We start from the raw sequence: 1,373 nt of genomic DNA, 5'->3' as shown, positions 1-1,373 counted from the left end.
CAGGGAGGCGGCGATGTCCGCCTCCGCGCGCTCCAGGCGTTCGAGAACCGCTTCGGTGTGGGAGACGAGGATCTCGGCCTGCGCGGTCAGCCTCACCCGCCGTCCGACCGGCTCGAGGAGCGGGACGCCGACTTCGGCCTCTAGTTGGGAGAGCTGTTGAGAGACGGAGGAGGGGGCGTAGGAGAGGGCGGTGGCGACGGCCGCCAGGGTGCCGCGGTGCTTGAGTTCTCGGAGCAGACGCAGCCGATGCAGATCGAACATGGGCGGCTCGCTCTCCTCGCCCTCGTGGGCCGATGGCTGAATGGTCGGCCTGGCCGATGAGTATAGGTCGTAAACATTCGCTGGACCGATAGCAAGGGGGCGTCGGACCCTGATCGTGTGTCCGACAACGCTTCCTCCTTCCATACGCTGCCGTGGTTCGTGCGTCCCGATGCCCGTGCCTGGCGGTGTGAACCCGCGCCCGCAGAAGTGCGGGTCTTCCACTCTTCGCTACCCGACTACGCGCCCACCCCACTGACCGAACTCCCGTCGCTGGCAACGGAATGGGGCGTCGGCCGGGTCTTCGTCAAGGACGAGTCGTGCCGTCTTGGGCTGCCCGCGTTCAAGGCGCTCGGTGCGTCCTGGGCGGTCCACCGCATCCTTGCCGAGCGGACCGCGAACGGCGCAGAACATGGCCCGGTCACCCTGGTGACCGCCACCGACGGCAACCACGGCCGCGCGGTGGCCCGCATGGCAACCCGACTCGGTCAGAACGCCCACGTCTTCGTCCCCCAGGGCGTGCATCCGCAGGCCGTTGCGGCCATCGTCGCCGAACAGGCGAAGGTCACCGAGGTCTCAGGGCCGTACGACGAGGCCGTGCGCCTGGCGGCCGAGGCGGCTGCCGCGCCGGGCGCGGTCCTGGTCCAGGACACCGCCTGGCCGGGCTATGAGCAGATCCCGGGGTGGATCGTCGAGGGTTACTCCACCCTCTGCGCCGAGATCGACGAGCAGTTGGCGGCGAAGGGGGTCACCGAGGGGCCCGACCTCGTCTCCGTACCGGTGGGCGTGGGGTCGCTCGCCCAGGCCGTCGTCACCCATTACCGCAGCCGCCCCTTTGGGCATGCCCCGGCTCTGCTGTCGGTGGAGCCGGAGGCCGCGCCCTGCGTGCTGGAAAGCCTCACCTGCGGCGCACCCGTCAGTGTCACCACGACGGAGACCACCATGGCCGGGCTGAACTGTGGCACCCCGTCCACCATCGCCTGGCCCCACCTGCGCGGCGGGCTGGACGCCGCGGTTGCTGTCTCGGACGCCGACAGTGCCCGCGCGGCCGGTGATCTGGCCGCTGCCGGTGTCTCTTCTGGTCCTTGCGGGGCCGCGGCGCTCGCCGGTCTGCG

2 protein-coding genes are annotated in these 1,373 nt (G+C 70.5%); one reads left to right on the top strand and one right to left on the bottom strand.

Annotation, left to right across the window (positions count from 1 at the left end; genetic code table 11):
* The coding region (locus tag ACFYWX_RS47710) for a LysR family transcriptional regulator (protein WP_389431809.1) at positions 1-261 on the bottom strand (261 nt) is incomplete at its 3' end.
* Between the two features lie 117 nt (positions 262-378).
* On the opposite strand from ACFYWX_RS47710, the gene ACFYWX_RS47705 reads away from it, so the two are divergent.
* Positions 379-1,373 (top strand): diaminopropionate ammonia-lyase (locus tag ACFYWX_RS47705; RefSeq protein ID WP_389431808.1); only part of this gene is annotated, 995 nt, incomplete at its 3' end.

The sequence above is a fragment of the Streptomyces sp. NPDC002888 genome, assembly GCF_042888465.1.
Taxonomy (GTDB): Bacteria; Actinomycetota; Actinomycetes; order Streptomycetales; family Streptomycetaceae; genus Streptomyces.
The sequence above is the reverse complement of the archived record's forward strand: the minus strand, read 5'-3'. Positions and strand labels throughout refer to the sequence as shown.